The sequence below is a fragment of the Streptomyces sp. YGL11-2 genome (assembly GCF_050054615.1).
GTDB lineage: Bacteria > Actinomycetota > Actinomycetes > Streptomycetales > Streptomycetaceae > Streptomyces.
In genome coordinates this window covers 56640-71499 of the sequence record NZ_JBNHIN010000042.1, presented here as the reverse complement: position 1 = coordinate 71499, position 14860 = coordinate 56640, and the positions used below count along the sequence as shown (strand labels likewise).

The 14860-nt window shown below is 73.1% G+C and carries 11 protein-coding genes and 1 pseudogene; 6 read left to right on the top strand and 6 right to left on the bottom strand.

The window, feature by feature from the left end:
• Positions 1 to 168 precede the first annotated feature (168 nt).
• Positions 169 to 678, bottom strand: a complete 510-nt coding sequence (locus ACO1BR_RS33175) for a stress protein (RefSeq protein ID WP_426798809.1) — start codon at positions 676 to 678, stop codon at positions 169 to 171.
• A gap of 381 nt (positions 679 to 1059) precedes the next feature.
• Between ACO1BR_RS33175 and ACO1BR_RS33170 the strand changes: the two genes are divergently transcribed.
• Together ACO1BR_RS33170 and ACO1BR_RS33165 are read left to right on the top strand one after the other, a co-directional pair.
• Positions 1060 to 3018, top strand: a complete 1959-nt coding sequence (locus ACO1BR_RS33170) for a BTAD domain-containing putative transcriptional regulator (RefSeq protein WP_426798808.1) — start codon at positions 1060 to 1062, stop codon at positions 3016 to 3018.
• A 197-nt stretch (positions 3019 to 3215) separates the two neighbouring features.
• On the top strand, positions 3216 to 3719 hold the full coding sequence (locus ACO1BR_RS33165) for an LURP-one-related/scramblase family protein (RefSeq protein ID WP_159506510.1): 504 nt from the start codon (positions 3216 to 3218) through the stop codon (positions 3717 to 3719).
• Between the two features lie 555 nt (positions 3720 to 4274).
• On the opposite strand, the gene ACO1BR_RS33160 is transcribed toward ACO1BR_RS33165, so the two are convergent.
• Positions 4275 to 4868 carry a hypothetical protein gene (locus ACO1BR_RS33160; protein WP_426798807.1) on the bottom strand — a complete coding sequence of 198 codons (594 nt, stop codon included), beginning with the start codon at positions 4866 to 4868 and terminating at the stop codon, positions 4275 to 4277.
• Positions 4869 to 5121: 253 nt separating this feature from the next.
• Here ACO1BR_RS33160 and ACO1BR_RS33155 point away from each other — a divergent pair, with 253 nt between their 5' ends.
• Positions 5122 to 6579, top strand: coding sequence for a hypothetical protein (locus ACO1BR_RS33155; protein ID WP_426798806.1), 1458 nt, complete (start codon positions 5122 to 5124; stop codon positions 6577 to 6579).
• Between the two features lie 156 nt (positions 6580 to 6735).
• Here ACO1BR_RS33155 and ACO1BR_RS33150 read toward each other — a convergent pair whose 3' ends face one another.
• Entirely contained in the window at positions 6736 to 7137 is a 402-nt protein-coding gene (locus ACO1BR_RS33150) for a carboxymuconolactone decarboxylase family protein (RefSeq protein WP_426798805.1), read from the bottom strand.
• Positions 7138 to 7264: 127 nt separating this feature from the next.
• On the opposite strand from ACO1BR_RS33150, the gene ACO1BR_RS33145 reads away from it, so the two are divergent.
• Positions 7265 to 8197: a LysR family transcriptional regulator gene (locus ACO1BR_RS33145; protein ID WP_426798804.1), complete on the top strand. Its 933-nt coding sequence runs from the start codon at positions 7265 to 7267 to the stop codon at positions 8195 to 8197.
• A 284-nt stretch (positions 8198 to 8481) separates the two neighbouring features.
• Here ACO1BR_RS33145 and ACO1BR_RS33140 read toward each other — a convergent pair whose 3' ends face one another.
• Together ACO1BR_RS33140 and ACO1BR_RS33135 are read right to left on the bottom strand one after the other, a co-directional pair.
• The gene (locus ACO1BR_RS33140; protein ID WP_426798803.1) at positions 8482 to 9258 is read right to left on the bottom strand and encodes an SDR family oxidoreductase; all 777 of its coding nucleotides are present in this window, start codon (positions 9256 to 9258) and stop codon (positions 8482 to 8484) included.
• Positions 9259 to 9423: 165 nt separating this feature from the next.
• Positions 9424 to 9732, bottom strand: a pseudogene (locus tag ACO1BR_RS33135) (citrate/2-methylcitrate synthase); the annotation flags it as partial.
• A gap of 76 nt (positions 9733 to 9808) precedes the next feature.
• Between ACO1BR_RS33135 and ACO1BR_RS33130 the strand changes: the two are divergent.
• Complete coding sequence (locus ACO1BR_RS33130) at positions 9809 to 11443, top strand: glycoside hydrolase family 5 protein (protein WP_426798802.1); 1635 nt, start codon at positions 9809 to 9811, stop codon at positions 11441 to 11443.
• Here the strand turns inward: ACO1BR_RS33130 and ACO1BR_RS33125 are convergent.
• Positions 11397 to 12407 carry a hypothetical protein gene (locus ACO1BR_RS33125; RefSeq protein ID WP_426798801.1) on the bottom strand — a complete coding sequence of 337 codons (1011 nt, stop codon included), beginning with the start codon at positions 12405 to 12407 and terminating at the stop codon, positions 11397 to 11399. The genes ACO1BR_RS33130 and ACO1BR_RS33125 overlap by 47 nt on opposite strands.
• Positions 12408 to 12682: 275 nt before the next feature.
• Here ACO1BR_RS33125 and ACO1BR_RS33120 point away from each other — a divergent pair, with 275 nt between their 5' ends.
• Entirely contained in the window at positions 12683 to 14860 is a 2178-nt protein-coding gene (locus tag ACO1BR_RS33120; RefSeq protein WP_426798812.1) for a HAMP domain-containing protein, read from the top strand.

Sequence of the window (14860 nt, the reverse complement as noted above, 5' to 3'; positions counted from 1 at the left end):
CCCCCCCCCCCCCCCCCCCCCCCCCCCCACTTCCCGGTCTGCGGAGACCGGGGGGTGGGGCGCCCTCGCGGGGGAGTACCGAGGGCGCCCCGGCTCGGGGACGGCCCGCCGGGGGCGCCGGCGGGCCGTGCGGGACCGTGTGGAGACGGTCAGTTGGGCCGCAGGGGCTCAGGGGCGGTGGAACTGCACGAGACCGCCGTTGTTCGGGCGGTCGAACCAGCCCCGGAAGGCCCAGTTGATGTAGCCGCCATCACCGTGGTTCGTGAAGTTTCCGTCCTCGAAGACCCAGATGCCGTAGATCACGCCGTCGTAGGTGGCGGAACCGTACGCCTTCACGCCGTTGAAGTGGTCCTCGTAGCCCTGGCTGAGGTTCATCACCATGACGTTGTACTTGCCGCCCGCGGCGTAGAACGCCGACTCCTCCAGGTTCTTGACGAAGCCCTCGCGGTTCTGGGCGGTCTTGATCGACGCCTCTATCTTGTTGGCGATGCCGAGCACGTCGATGTTGAAGTTCACATTGGCGTTGGCACCGGCGCTGACCGGCGAATCGCCGGCCGCTGCCGTGGCGGCGACCGGTGCGGCCGAAGCGGTTGCCGGGAAGGCGGCACCCGCAACGGTGAGTGCGGCTCCCAGGGCCACCGCTGCCACGCTCTTCTTCAGGACGCCCGAAGTGGACATGTTTCTCCTCGATCAACGATCAATGGGGGGCTGTGGTCCCCGCGGGAACGGAGACCGGGCCGGATCAGCGGGAAGAACCGCGGCTCCGGCACGGACACCAGGCTCGGCGGTGCCGCTCATGAACCGCTCATACCGCGCTCATGCGGGCCGATTCCCGCCATCGGACCCCAACGGACGGCATCGGCCCGCATCGCCCCGCATCGGACCGGGTCCGCCCGCATCCTGATGCACCAGACATGTCCACATAGTGAGAGGAGGGGGCAGGGCTGTCACCTTGCCATCGATTCCATGGTCTTTACTTGGGCAAGGGCGTACAGAGCGCGCCCTGTTCGGCGGTACGCACAAGAGGGCACCATGGTTCAGTTGCGGCTCCTAGGGCCGGTGGAGATCGAGACGGACCAGGGCCTGGCACTGGCTCTGGGGGCGGGCCGCGTCCGTACGGTGGCCGCGGTACTGATCAGCGAGGTCAACCAGGCGGTCCCGGTGCACCGGCTGATCGACCTGGCATGGGACGGGGATCCGCCGGCCCGGGCGCGGGGCGTGGTCCACAACCACGTGCACCGGCTGCGGCGCCTGTTGGCGGGCCACGCCGAACTCGCCACCCGGGGGCAGGGGTACGTACTGCTCGCCGATCCCGGCTCGGTGGACGTGCACCGCTTCCGTGGCCTGGTCGCCGGCGCCCGGGACGCCGAGCCCTGCGCGGCGGTCGCGATGCTGCGCCAGGCCCTGGGGCTGTGGCGGGGCGAGGCGCTGGCGGACGTGCCCGGCGAGCGGGTGCGCCGGACGCTGGGCATCGGCCTGTCGCAGGGGCGGCTGGCCGCGTTGCAGGAACTCGGCGGACGGCTGATGCTGCTCGGCCGGTACGGGGAACTGGTCACGGAGTTGACCGGGTGGATCGCGGAGCATCCGCTGCACGAGGAGCTGACCGCGCTGCTCATACGGGCCCTTCAGGCGTGCGGCCGGCAGGCCGAGGCCCTCGACCACTACCACCGGGCCCGCCGCCACCTGAAGGACCAGCTGGGCATCGACCCCGGCCCGGCGCTCAGCGGGGCGTACCTGGCGGTCCTCGGAGGCCGCGGCAGCCCCGCGCGAGCCGCCGCCGACCGCCCGCGGCCCGCGGTGCGGCCCCCGGCGCCGGACGCTCCTCCCTATCCGCCGCCGGCCCCGGCGCCCAACGGAAGGCCGTCGCCCGCAGGCCCGGGTGCGGCGCCGTACACCGCCCCGTACGCCGCGCCGTACGGCTACGACCACCGGCCCGGCCCCTCGCGCCGGATCGCCCAACTACCGCCCGCCGTAGTGGACTTCTGCGGCCGTGACCGGGAACTCGCGGTGCTGGACCAGCATCTGGAGCGGGTGCCGCGGCCGGTGTGCGTGGTGCTCGCCGGCGCGGGCGGGACCGGCAAGACCACCCTCGCGGTGCAGTGGGCGCACCACCGCAAGGCGGAGTTCCCGGACGGGCAGCTCTTCGCGGACCTGCGGGGCTTCGAGCGGCCCCCGATGCGGCCCGGCACGGTACTCACGTCGTTCCTGCGGACCCTGGGCGTCCGGGAAGCGGAGATACCCGAGTCCGTGACGGAGGCGGCGGCGCTCTACCGTTCGCTGCTCGCCGGCCGGCGGATGCTCGTTCTGCTGGACAACGCGGGCACCACCGAGCAGGCGCGCCCCCTCCTGCCCGCGACGCCGGGCTGCCTGGCGGTGGTGACCAGCCGGCGGCGGCTGAGCGGACTGGTGGTGCGCGACGGCGCCGCACTGGTCAGGGTGGGGTCGCTCACCACGGAGGAGGCGCTGCAACTGCTGGGCAACGCGCTGGGGCGGCAGCGCGTGGAGGCGGACGCGGCGGCGGCCGGGGCGCTCGTCGAGCGGTGCGACCGGCTGCCGCTGGCGCTGCGGATCGCCGCCGTCCGGCTGATGGCGCACCCCGAGTGGTCGTTGGACTGCTGGACGAAGAAGCTGGCCGACGAGAGCCGCTGGCTCCAGGAGCTGTCCGCGCACGACGCCGATCTGGCCATGGAGACCTGCCTCTACCTCAGCTACCGTGCCCTGTCGAGCGGCGCCGCCCGGCTCTTCCGCTTCCTCGGTCTGCACCCCGGCCCGTACGTGGAGACCCAGGACGCCGGCGTGCTGGCCGGCCAGGACACCGAGCGCACCCGCCGGCACCTCGCCGAACTGTGCGACGCCCACCTCCTCGAAGAACATGCCCAAGGCCACTATGTGTGGTCGGAGATGGTACGCAGCTACGCCGTGCAGTGCGTCACGGCGGAGGAGCCGCGGAGCGCCCGGGACCAGGCCGTACAGCGGCTGCTCGCCCACTTCGACCGGAGCCGGGTGCCTCCCTGTTGACGACGGTGCGTGCCCGCGGTGCTCCGGGCGCGCTCCCGCGGTCGCGGCGCGCGGCCGACCGACGCCGCCGGACCTGCAGCCGCTTCTCTGCCCCGATCGCGGCCCCCAGTTCTCGTCGGACTCGGATCCCCGTTACGCTCTGGGCCGGCACGGTGCCACCCGCCGGCCTGGCACAACGATCTGGACGGGGAATTTCCATGCGTTACCTGGTACGCGATCGCATGTTGGCTTTCCATGAGGAAGCCTGGATCGAAACCGAACACCGGGAGAAGCTGTACAAGGTCAACAGGAAACTGCTGCGCCTGCGGACCACCTTCGACTTCGTGGACACCCAGGGCAACCAGATCGCCAGCATCGTGAAGAAGGCGCTCACCTTCCACCACACCATCCTGATCAAGCGGGACGGCGAGCTGGTGGGCCGGATCAGCAAGCGGACGTTCAGCCTCTTCGGGGACCGCTTCAAGGTCAGTCTGCAAGACGGGCGGCGGCTGCGGATAGTCGGGAACTTCTGGGACCGGGAGTTCGACATCCAGCACGAGGGCACCACCCTGGCGCACATCTCCCGGCGCTGGTTCAGCATCCGGGACGCGTACGCCGTCGACGTGATGAGCCCGCAGGACGAGACGCTGCTGGTCGTCCTGGCAGTGTGCGTCGACCACACCCTTCAGGACCTCAAGGGCGAAAAGCTCACCAACCTCTGAGCCGGTGGGCGATCCGCGCGAGCGGGTCGTGCCGTGCACAGGGCGCGGGAGGTGGGCCTGCTGTGTGCGCGCCCATGGATCCTGGTGGCCCGCGCAGCCGCTTGAACGGGGTTTCGTCGGCATTTCCACGTCCTCCGGGAAAATGGGCGGGTCCGGGACATTCGACCGGAGTTGTTCGGCCATGACCGGCACCCCGCTCTCGTCCCAGGTCACAGTCGACCGGCAGCGCGCCACCCGGAGGAAGCGGGGCAGACGCCGGAGCGGCTTCGGTGGGGCAGGTCCCTGGGCGCGCCGAATCGTGACGGCGGTGGTCGCGATGGCGGCTGCCTTCGCCCGATGCCGGCCGCAACGCCGCGGGCGCGGTCGCGGGTGCGAACGCCTCGCGGCGATGCTGTCCGCGCAGGTGACTGCACGGGCTGACGAGGCAGGCCGACCCGCCGCGGTTGCCGTCGCCCTGACGACCGTCAGCCGGGGAGGGCGCCTCAGGGACGGGTCGGGGGTGGCGGGCGGACCGGGCCCATCGGCCGGAGGGCCGGCGGGCAAGGCGGCCTGCTGTCACGTCCCCGGGATGGTGGCGCGGAACTTCTTCGTCAGATCGGCGCCGCGGATCACCCCGCCCTGGTGGTACTTCAGCCCCCAGGCGTCGATCACCGAGCCGTCGGCGAACATGCAGGCGGAGGTCGCCTTGGACGGGTCGGTCTCGTTCCTGGCGCCCCAACCGCCGCCGTCCGTGGGCTTGTTGCCGAACATGGCGGTCCCGTTGATGCCCTGGCAGTAGGCGATGGACGGATTGCCGGGGCTGCTCGGGCCGGCGGGCTTGCGGACATAGGCGAGGGCGGCCAGGGTCGGCTTGTCCGCGGCCAGGGTGTCCGCGGCGATCATGATCTCGCTGCCGTCGCCGGCCGAGAAGACGCACATCTCGCGCTCACCGCCCAGCGGGGTGATCTTGTTGCCGGTGCCGGTGTAGTAAGGGACGCGGGTCTCGGCCTTTCCGCCCTGCTGCTCGCACCAGGCCGCATCCGCCGACACGACGTGCCGCGCGGGGGCGGCGGCGGGGTGACGATGGGCCGTACCGGCCGCGTTGGCCGTCACGGCCGTACCGGATACCAGGACGAGAACGGACACGGCAAGGGCATGGGAGCGCTTCACGCTTCCTCCTCAAGGACGTTGGGTGGGGGTGACGTCGCGGGGCCGGGCGCGGTGCACGCGCCCATCCTCAGCAACCCCCGTCCCCTCGTCAACGCACGTCATCCGGCCTCACGGTGGGGCCGGCGACATTGACGCGTTCGCGCGGGCGGACCCCGGGCGACGTGCCCCGACCAGGGGCCGGATCCGGCCAGTAACGCCGGGGTAACTCCCGTGCCCACCAGTCCGGTTCGGAACCGGTTAGAGTGGCCGGCCCATGCATCCCCCACTGCTGCGCATTCGTCTGCTCGGTGGGTTCCGGACGACACGCGAGGGCGGTGCACCGCTTGTGGAGCGGTGGTCGCGACCCAGCGCCCGGACCCTGGTCAAGCTGCTGGCCCTCGCCCCGGACCACGCACTCCACCGCGAGCAGATCATGGCCGTGTGCTGGCCGCACGCCGAACTCCGCGCCGCGCTGGGCAGTCTCCGCGTGGCGCTGCACACCGCCCGGCACGCGCTGGAGCCCGAGCTGCCGCCGCGCGGCGCCTCCGCGTATCTGAGCGGCGACGGCGACCTGCTGCGACTGGTATCGGACACGGTACGCGTGGACACCGACGAGGTCGAAGCCCTCGCCCGGCGGGCGCTGGGCAGCGGCGGACGACGGGAACTGGCCCACGCCCTGGAGGCGTTGACCGGCGAGCTGCTGCCCGAAGACCGCCACGCGCCCTGGGCGGAACCGGCCCGCCGACGCCTGGCCCGACACCGGACCGACCTGCGGCGGGCACTCGCCGATGACCGCCGGCCGCACGGCGGCGGGGCGGTGTGCCCCGAGGCGGACGCGGCGCGGGTACGGCTGGACTGGGCGCTGCATCTGGACCGTTCGGGACGCTACGAAGAAGCCGTCACCGTGGTGCGCGAGGCCCTGCGCTCGTACGAACGCGCAGGGCTGCGCGACGCCTGCGCCCTGGCCGCCGCCCGGCTGGCGGAGGTACTCGGTCGCAGCCGCGGCGCCGACGCGGCCCTGGCGGCCCTGGGCGCGCATCCGCCCGCCCCCGCCGCCCCCGACGACATCCGGGCCGCACACCACATGGCACGCTCGGCGGTCCTGTCCTACTCCGGCCGGTACGAGGAGGGCCTGGCCGCCGCGCGGGCGGCGGAGCGCTGTGCGGCAGCCGCCCGGGGGCCCGACCATCCGGTGCTGCTGGCCCGTTCGCTCGCGCAGCAGACCGTCTGCCTGGGCCTGTCCGGTCGCTCGGACGAGGCGGCCGGCCCCGCCGAATCGGCGCTGGCACCGGCCGCGGAGTCCGGTGACCGGGCACTGCTGGCCACCGTGCTGTCCGTACTGCGGGAGACCGAGCGCCGCGCGGGGCGGCACGCGGAAGCGCTGGCGTACGGGCGCCGCGCGCTGGCCCTGGCGGAACAGGCGGGCCGTCCCACGGCCACCGCCTTCGAGCGCGCCAACCTGGCGGAACTGCATCTCCTGCTCGGCGAACGGGCGGACGCCGAGCGGCTGGCGCTGGCCTCGGCCGAACTGGCCGAGCCGTTCGGCGGAACGGCACTGGCGTTCGCGCTGACCGCGCTGGCCCGCGTACGCGGCGGGGCGGCGCCGATGGAGGCCGTACGGCTGCTGGAACGGGCCGGACGCTGCGCGCAGGACGGCGGGCACCTTCAGGCCATCGACGAGGTGCGGCTGGCCTGGGCCGAGGTGGTGGCGACGCGCCGTGCACCGCCGTGACGGCGCCGACGATCCGCCCCGGACGCAGGGGCAGGGACGGAGGCCGTGGCGGGCGGAGCGCCGCCGGGGTCCGCCGACGCCACTCCCGCGTCCCGACGCCTGGCATCGGCATCGGCGTCGGCGTCGGCGTCGGCATCGGCATCGGCGTCGGGAGGGTTAGCCGAGATTGGTGAGGGGGAGCAGGTCACGCTCGGCGAAGACCTTCTTGGCGACGAGCGTGGCGTTGATCGACCGGGGCATGCCGCAGTAGACGGCGGAGTGCAGCAGGGCCTCGGAAATCTCGGTGGCGGTCAGGCCGACGTTGAGCGCGGCGTTGATGTGCACCTCGATCTCGATTTCGCAGCCCCCGAGCGCGGTGAGCACGCCCAGTGTGACCAACTGTCGTTCGCGTGGAGCCAGTTCGGGCCGGGAATACATGTCGCCGAACGCCCACGCCACCACCTGGTGACCCAGTTCCGGCGACGTGTCGGCGAGCGAGTCGACGATGCGCGCTCCCGCTTCGCCGTCGACCTGCTCCAGCACCTTCATGCCGTGCTCGTAGCGCTCTTCGCGGTTCATGGCTTCTCCTCAGAGGTCGGGTGTGCGCTCCGGTCGGCCGGTGCGATGTCTCCAGCCTGTCTGGAAAACCACCCACATCAGCTCCGTGGGCATTACTGGCTATACTTCCCATGCCTGGGAGGTATGGATGGAGCTACGGCTACTCGGCTACGCGGTCGCGATCGCGGAAGAGGGCAGCATCAGCGGTGCGGCGCGCCGGCTGCATCTGACGCAGCCCACGCTCAGCCGCCAACTGCGTGAAATGGAACGGCAGTTGGGTACCGCGCTGTTCATCAGGGAGGGGCGCGGGCTGACGCCGACGCAGGCCGGACAGGTTCTGGTGCGGCGTGCGGTCACCGTGCTCGCCGAGGCGGAGGCCGTACTGAAGGATGTGCGGCTGGCCGCGCAGGGCATGACCGGGCGGCTGACCGTGACCTTCGCCGGTTCGGGCATCAACGGACCGCTCGGCGGCGCGCTGAGCCGGGTACGGCGTGAACTTCCCCGGGTGGACCTCCAGTTGGAGGAGAGCTTCAACGACGCCGAGATGTCGACCGGCGTGCTGGAGGGCCGTTTCGACCTCGCGGTCCAGCGCCTCCCGATGCGCGATGCCCGGCTGGCCACCCAGGTCTGGTGGCGTGAGCCGCTCACCCTGTTCCTGCCGGCCGGCCATCCGCTGGCCCACCCCGCCGAACCCGCCCCGCTCACGGCCCTGGGCCAGATCCCCCTGGTCCTCTGGCCCCGGGAGGTTTCACCCCTGTCCTACGACGAGATCATCGCGCTCTGCCACGGAGCCGGCGTCGTGCCGCGGATCAGCGCGGAGGGCCGCAGCGTGCAGACCCTTCTGGCCCTGGTCGCGGCCAAGTTCGGCGCCGCGGTGCTCGCCGACTCGCACCGGGTGCTGCGCCGCGTCGGTGTGATCCCCCGGCCCCTGGCCGACACCTCGACCACCCTGCATCTGGTCTGGCGGGCCGACGACACCAACCCGCTCGTCGAGCGGATCCGCACCGTCCTCACCGACGCGCGGGTGGCCGGCTCAGGGGAGGGCAAGGCTGTGCTCCGCACGTCCGCCCCCACCCGCTGACGGCCGGGCCAGGGCGAACGGAATCCGCCACCACGGGCCGTTCGGTGCCCGGCCGCCGCGAGCCGGCGCAGCGGCGGCCCGGCCTCGGCGAGCCGCCGCACCCCGCCCGGCTGATCAGCGGTCCTCCGGTACTCCTCGGCCGCGATGCCGGGGCGTCGCCCGCCAACGGCCGGACCCCGCACCGGAAGTGACACGTCAAGACGAGACCGACCGTGCCGTCGCCGGTGTGCGCCGAACGGCCACCCGAGGACGGCAGCGGGGGTCTCCTGTAGGCCGCTCGCCTGTCACAGGGAGCGCAGGGCGCCTCCGTCGATGTGGATCATGCTTCCGGTGGTGTACGACGCCACCGGCGACAGCACGACGGCGGCCAGGCGGCCGAACTCCTCGGGTGTGCCGTATCGGCGCAGCGGGATGTCGGCGGTCCGTTGGGCGCGTGCCTGTTGGGGATCGCCGGTGGCCTCTTCGAGCCGGGTGAGGCGGTCGGTGGCGATGGAGCCGACCACGAAACCGTTGACTCTGATGCCGCGCGGGCCCAGTTCGTCGGCCAGCGTCTTGGCGGCCATGGCCAGTCCTGGCCGGAGCCCGTTGGACACGCTCATGTTCGGCCACGGGGCCTTCACCGACAGGGAAAGGACGAAGCCTATGGAGCCTCCGGAGGGCAGCACGGGGGCGGCTGAGCGTGCGACGCGCAGGGCACCGAGGAAGACGGACTCGAACGACTCACGCCACTGGGCGTCGGTGATGGTGGTGAGGGGGCCGGTCGGCGGACCGCCCACGCTGATCAGCGCACCGTCCAGCCGTCCGAACTGCCGCAGGGCGGCTGCCGTCAGGCGTTCGGCCGCTTCGGGGTCGGCGTTGTCGGCGACCAGGCCGATGGCATGGTCGGGGCCGCCCAGCTCCGCGACGGCCTTGTCCACCGCTTCCTGGGTGCGCGAGGACACCACCACCCGGGCTCCTTCCGCGGTGAGGGCGCGCGCCGCTGCCAGCCCGAGCCCCTTTGTCCCTCCCGTGACCAGAAAGACCTTGCCGTCGACCATCAGATCCACGGTCGCCACCCCCATGCCCATATCCCGATGCCTACAGGTCTCTTGTGCCTACAGGTCTCCTGGGAGCAACGCAGCGAACCTGCGTCCATATTCCGGGCTCGACGTCTCGTCAGGTGAGCAATCGGCCGGTGGTCCCGTCGGCGCCGGCCCGCCCCTCCGCTCACCGGCCGGCGCCGCTCGTCACGGCAGGGGTTGTGGCGGCCTGGGTCCGCAGTACTGGCCGCTGGGGCGCATACGGGCGGGGCGCTCGCCGTACTCCTCCAGGGCGTGGGCGATCCAGCCCGCGGTCCGGGCGACCGCATAGACCGTTTCGCCCGCCTCGGCGGGCATGCTCGTAGCGACCGTGAGCACCGCCAGCGCCAGATCGACATTGGCGTGCAGCGCGGTGTGCCGGGCGGTGGTGGCGACCACCTCGCGGGCGGCCTCCAGTACGGGCCGGGCCCGCGGTACGTCCGCCAGGAGCCCGAAGAGGGCGCGGGCAGGTGGTGGCTGATCAGGCCCTGTGGGTAGACAGCAGTCGAGCTGTACTGACGAACCGTCAAATTGCTGCTGTCGGGAGCCTGTTATGCCGCTGCGCCGCTCCGTCATGACCCTCGTCCTCAGTGTGGCCCTGCTGTGTGCCGTCCCCGCAGCCGTCCCCTCCACGGCGCCGGCGGTATCCGCGCGGACGGCCGCCCGGCCCGAGCCGGGAGGCACCCGCGGCAGGCCGGCAGGTGCCTGGCCCGTCCCCACCGGCACCGTCACCGCACCCGACGGCCGTACGCTCTTCACCGACCGGAACGGCCGCGTCCTGCGGTTGCGTGGGCTCAACCTGGGCAAGACCGACACGGTGACCGAGCGGCACATCGCCCGGCTCGCGCGCGACGGGTTCGACCTGATGCGGCTCAACATCCAGTGGGAGAAGGTCGAACCGCACCGCCACCGCCACGACACCCGCTATCTGCGCTACCTCGACCGGGTCCTGGGCTGGGCCGACCGCTACCGGGTACTGGTCCTGATCGACTGGCATCAGGACGTCTTCGGCCCGGCGTTCGGACACAACGGCATCCCCGCCTGGGCCACCCGCACCGACGGACTGCCCTTCGAGCCCAACCCGGATGACTGGTTCGCGGACTACTTCCAGCCCGCCGTACAGGCCGCCTTCACCCACCTCTACGACGACCCCGACCTGCGTGCCGCCCAGGCTGCCGTCTACGCCAGGGTCGCCACCGCTCTGCGCGGACACCCGTCCCTGCTCGGCTACGACCTGTTCAACGAGCCCTTCGGACCGGTTCCCGGCGACCCGGACAACCCCGAAGACCGGATCCGTGCCTCCGCCGCTCTGGAACGCGGCCGACTGGCAGCCATGTACCGGCGGCTGATCAGGGCCGTCCGCGCCGCCGACCCCAACGCCTGGCTCTTCCTCGAACCCACCGTCCTGGTCGGCCAGGGCGTTCCCACCAGCCTGCCCGGCTTCCACGACCCGCGGCCCGGCGCAGGCCGCCTGGGCTACGCTCCGCACTCCTACGACACCGCCGTCGAATCAGGCGCCGACTGGAACCCCGCGGACCGTTTCATCGAGCACTACGAAGCCGCCATCGGCGGCTACCCGACCGCCCACCGGCTACCGGTACTGGTCGGAGAGTGGGGCCCGCCCCAGGCAACCACCCCCGGGAACGCAGAGCTGATCCGAGGCCAGGTCGCCTCCATGGACCGCTTCGCCTCGGGCTGGGCGCTGTGGTACGACTGCCGCGCCACCAACGGCAGCGGCTACTGCGCCTACGGCCCCAACGGGGGCCCCGCCCCCGGCAAGGAGCCGGCCTTCGCCCCGTACGCACCGGTGGTGGCGGGCATCCCCCACGCCGACGCCTACACCCAGCCCACCGGGACCTACACCCTCACCCTCACCGCCGACGCGACCACACGGCATGCCTGGACGTTCCTCTCCCTGCCCACCACCGCTTTCCCCCACGGAGCGCGGGTGTCCGTCACCGGGGCGGGCCCGGCGGTTGTGGTGGCAGCCGGCCCCGGCCGGGCCGGGCTGCTGCTCCCGGCAGCCGGGCCGGGAGCCACGGTGCGGGTGACGGCAACCGCCCGCCGCCCCATGCCGGCCGGCGTGCCCCGTCCTGGTGGCGGATTCCGCCACGATGCGCGCTCCGTCGACCGTACTGACGTCAGCGTCGCCCCGCCCTCGGCTTCTGCTGCGCCCACTCGCGGGTGAGGGCCTGCACGGCGGATTCCGCGCGGGTCGCCCGCCGGCTGTCCGTGCGGACGGAGTTGGCGAACTCGACGTGTAGGAAGGGGATGTGGCGGTCGGCCGCGGCGCGGCCCTGGACGTTCTCGGTCCCTTCCAGGGGGCAGGAGCGGACCCAGGCCCGGCACACGCGGAAGGCCCGGCCGGCCAGGGCGTCCGCCAGGACCCGGCCGTCGGCGCGGCCGGCGCTCCCGACGCCGGGGGAGGCGATGACGTCGTAGCCGGGGGCGGAGTCGTCGGCGAAGCCGTGCACCTGGACGCCGGGGAGGCCGCGGGCGGCCAGCTCGTCGCAGACGGCGTCGAAGACGGTGTCGCGGCGGTGGGCGACGTCCGCCGCGCCGTCGCGTCCGGCGTCGCGGTGCGCCCCCGCGATGACCAGCACCCCCCCGGGGGAGTTCAGCAGTACGCGGGCGCCGAGCAACTCGGTGTGCTGGTCGGCGACCGGATGCGGTACCTGGACCGACCAGCGCACCGGCGCGGAGAGGTCGATGTAGACCCGGCCCCAGCCGCGAGGTGCGGGGATCTGCGTCGAACGGTCGGCGAGTTCCGCGTACTGACGGCCCGTCGTGGCGTCGAGGTGGACGCGCAGCTGGTAGTCGATGGCGGACAGCCGTCGCGCGGCCGCTTCGCGCCGGCCGTCGAGGACCAGTCCGACGGCTTCGGCCATCGTCCGCCGGTCGTCGCGGCGGGGCTGCCGGTACCCGGTGTCCGCGGAGAACGCGGCGGCGGAGGCGGCGATCCGGCGATCGAGCCGGACCGGCGACGGCCCGCTCGGATCCGCCGTCGCGCCGGGCCTCGGCGACGTCCCGGCGTCGTGCGGGGCGGGGCCGTCCGGACGGCCCGAGCAGCAGGCGACGAGCGCGGCGAGCAGGGTGAACAGGACGGCCGCCGAGGAGGCGAGTATCGAGGGGGACCTTCGGTGCGCAGTCATGGCCGCACCCACGATACGGGGGGCCATCACCTCGCCCACTTGTGCCCCGTTTATCCCCATTTGCAGTGCCCGTCGGGAGAGCAATTTCACTTTTCTTGAGGAACGCACAACTCTTTCTTTACTCTTCGGGTCGCACGTATCCGGGGTGTCTCCGCGCACCTCCGGCGTTCCCTCCGCAACGGGCGGTGGACGTGCGGAATCCGGATTCGTGAAAGGAGCACGGGGTGACCGCTTCGCGTACGAAGCGACGACACAAGGTCCGCCGACGAGCAGACATGTCCCTCATAGGCGGCATACGTCCACCGATCGCTGTGCTGTCGGCCCTGCTCCTCACGCTCGCGGGAATCACCGCACTCACCCTCGGCGCACCCGAGAACGTCCGTGTGCCGGAGGCCGTGCGCACCTCCCAGCAGTACGTCGCCGAGGACGCCGCCATCGCGCTGCGCGCCTCGCTCGACGAGTCGATCACCGACCTCACCCGCACCGCAACCCTGTTCAACCAAGGCCCGCCGGCGTCGCCGGACGCCGTACTGGACAAGGTCGGCAGCGTCTACCAGAAGTGGCGCGGCACCGCCGTCATCGAGATCAGGTCCGGCAAACTCCTCGGCGCACGCGGGGAGAACGTCCCACTCGCCGCGATCGACCGGAGCCGGCTCGACGGCGCGGACGGCCTCGCCCCCCGCCTGGTGCGCCTCCCCAACGGCCAGACCCGGCTGCTCACCATGGCGCTGCTGTCCTGGGACGGACGGCCGCAGCAACTCCTGGTCGGCGCAAGCAGCCTGAACGTGCCGGGCGTCCGCTTCGGCGCACACCGCGGCATCGGCATCGTCACCGCCGACGGCCGCGTGGCCGGCAGCCGCGGCGCGCTCGACGGCGCGGCGGAACGGGACCAGCTCGCATCGTTCGCCCGGACCGCGGCAGAGCGGGCGAAGCGGAACCCCATCACCGCCAAACAGCCGGGCGCGGGCGGCTACCCGGGGGTCAGCGGCCACCTCACCGGGGGCGCCTCGGAGGGCGGGCAGACCGTCGCCGGCTACGCCTCACTGGCGGCCCCCGCGCCGGGTGAGTCCACCGGTGCCGCCGGGCTCGGCCTCACCGTCGTCACCCAGGTCCGCGTCACCGAGCCGGCCGGGCAACTCGCCGGTCCGGCCTTCGGCCTGACCGTCGCGGGCGCCCTGCTCCTCATCGGCGCCACCGCGGTGCTCCTGCTGCTCTCGACCGTGCAACGCCCGCTGATCCGGCTGTTCCTGGAGAGCCGCCGGCTCACGCGGGGTGACCTGGCGCGCCCGGTGACCGTACCGCGGTCCGGCGAGGCCGCGCGCATCGGCGCGGCCCTGGAGCGGCTGCGGCTCCAACTGCGCGGCGCCCCGGCCGACTCCACCCCGGCGCCCGTTCCCCGCCGCCATGGCCTCGGCGCCGGTGCCCTGCTCGCCGTCAGCGCCGTCCTGCTGCTCGTCTGGTCGGCGCCGCTGATGCTGCTGCTCAACCGGGCCGACGACGGCGTCCGCATCCCGACCCAGACCGTCCGGGACCAGAAGGCGCGCACCGCGACGCTCAGCGACCGCGTGCGCCGGGCCCTCAACGAGGGACATGCCGACCTCACCGCCGTCGCCGCCCTGATGGGTGACGGCACCTCGCCCGACGAGATGCGGACCGTCCTCGCCCGCACGGCACGAGACCACCAGCGCTACGAGTCGATCGCCGTGTACGGTCCGGGCGGCGAGGCTCTCGCCACGGCCGGCCGCGCCCCCCACGCCACGCCGGGCACGGGCCCGTCCCAGGCACCCTTCCACGTGAGCGGGCAGGGCGGCACCAAGCCCGTCGTCACCGCCACCGCCGAGATACCCGGCCGCCCCGGCGCCGCCGTGGTGGGCGAGTTCCGCATCGACTTCGTCAACGGGCTCCTCGGCCGTCCGGGCCTCGGCGAGGTCCGCGTGGTCGACGCCCAGGGACGGGTCGTCGGCAGCAACACCGGCTACCGGGCCTTCCAGCAACTGCCCGACCACCTCGCCCCGTTGCTCGCCAAGAAGGAGGCGTCGGCCGCCGTCCAGCGCGACGGCGGACGCGTCCGGGTGGCCGCGGCCGCCCCGTTCGAGGGCGGCGGCGCGGCCCAGAAACTGACGTGGACAGTGGTCAGCTCGCAGCCCGCGTCCGCGCTGGCCATCCCCGAGTACACCCGGCAGAACCGCACGGTGCTGGTGGGCCTGCTCGGCGTCACCGCGGCGGCCGCCTGCCTGGGCTGGCTCCACATCGTCGTCGTCCGGCCGTTGCGCGCCCTGGCGGCGCACGCCGAACGGCTGGCGGACGGCGACCGCACGACCGTGCTCTTCCCCCGCCACCACGACGAGGTGGGCGCCGTCACCCGCAGCCTGGAACTGATCCGTCAGCAGCTGCAGAACCCGCAACGCCAGCGCGCGGGCGCCCCGCGCGCCTCGGCCGGAAGGACCCACTGA